This window comes from Vibrio sp. 779(2023) (assembly GCF_033344285.1).
Classification (GTDB): domain Bacteria; phylum Pseudomonadota; class Gammaproteobacteria; order Enterobacterales; family Vibrionaceae; genus Vibrio; species Vibrio alginolyticus.
The window spans coordinates 1-1,687 of record NZ_JAWPOM010000065.1 but is presented as its reverse complement, the minus strand read 5'-3'; the positions used below and the strand labels follow the sequence as shown (position 1 = coordinate 1,687).

Below are 1,687 nucleotides of genomic sequence, written 5' to 3'. Positions count from 1 at the left end.
CAGGTACGAGACGGCTACTACCTGTATCAAGAGCGCTTGTCTGTGTCTGGTGAAAACATCTCTCTTGGCGAACTGCAAATGGAAAACGGCACGCCACATAAAGATGAATTTTTCGGTGATGTGCACATCTACACCACGCCTTTATTTGTGAATGTACCGCTTGATGAGTGGCAAGAAGGCGCGCGCGTGATCGTGCAATATCAAGGCTGTGCGAAGGCTGGATTCTGCTATCCGCCAGAAACTCGCATCATTCCCATTGACGCTTTTACGGCTTCCATTGCTGATTCCGCAGTCGCAACAAAACCAACGCAATCGACAGCAAACAACAACCAAACAAACGCGACATCACCAACGGCGAGCACGTCAGTGTCATCAAACAACGCTCCAGCACCAGTCACTGAGCAAGACAGCCTCGCGGCGAACCTTGCTGACAATTGGTGGACTCCGCTGCTGTTTTTAGCTCTTGGTGTAGGCTTAGCGTTTACGCCATGCGTTCTGCCAATGTACCCAATTTTGACCAGCATCGTACTTGGCAGCGGGAAACTCAGCCAACGCCGCGCTCTGGGTTTATCCCTAGTTTACGTGCAAGGCATGGCGCTGACTTACACTCTTCTCGGCTTAGTGGTGGCATCAGCAGGCATGCAGTTCCAAGCGGCAATGCAACACCCATATGTGTTGATTGGTTTGAGTATCTTATTCGTCACGTTGGCACTCTCCATGTTTGGTGTGTACACCCTGCAATTGCCAAGCAGTGTACAAACGTGGCTAAACAACCTAAGCAACAAACAACAAGGCGGCAGCAGCGCAGGCGTATTCGCGATGGGTGCGATCTCAGGTCTGGTGTGCTCACCGTGTACCACGGCACCTCTGTCGGGCGCACTACTCTACGTTGCACAAAGTGGTGACTTGCTGACTGGTGGTATTGCGCTTTACGCACTGGCGATGGGTATGGGTATTCCGCTGATTCTCGTAGCGGTATTTGGCAACAAACTGCTGCCAAAAGCCGGCGGTTGGATGGACCGCGTGAAGACACTATTTGGTTTCATTCTGCTGGCAGCACCAATCTTCTTGCTTGAGCGCATCTTGCCAGAATTGTGGTCGACGGCGTTGTGGTCTGCGCTCGGTATCGCGGCATTTGGTTGGTTGTATCACATCAAAAACAGCTTGGAGTTTGGTGGCTGGAAGCAAAGCGCAATTGGCATTATTGCCGTCCTCGGTTTGTTCGCCTCCGCGCAACCAGCACTGAATTATTGGTTTGGCAATCACGAAACCCAAGCACAGCAAACAACGGTTAGCTTTACTCGCATTGCTAATGTGGCCGAGCTTGAAGAGCAACTGGCGCTGGCGAAAGCAGCAGGTAAACCTGTCATGCTCGACTTCTACGCCGACTGGTGTGTAGCGTGTAAAGAGTTTGAGAAGTACACCTTCCACGATCCAAAAGTCGAAGCCAAGCTGCAAGACTTCGTGTTGCTGCAAGCGGATGTCACCAAAAACCAAGTGCAAGATATTGAGCTACTCAAACACATGAACGTGCTGGGTTTGCCGACCATCGAATTCTGGGATGCGAAAGGCGAACACGTTTCAAACGCTCGTTTGACTGGCTTTATGCAAGCCGAGCCTTTCTTAGAGCACATCAATCGATTCTGATATCACATCATTCAAACGCCAGCGATTTTCGCTGGAGTTT

General features: G+C 50.9%; 1 protein-coding gene. It reads left to right on the top strand.

The features are described from left to right. Nucleotides 1–1,647: protein-disulfide reductase DsbD (locus R8O70_RS24885; protein WP_318184425.1), on the top strand; the 1,647-nt coding region annotated here is incomplete at its 5' end. Between the last annotated feature and the right edge of the window lie 40 nt (nucleotides 1,648–1,687).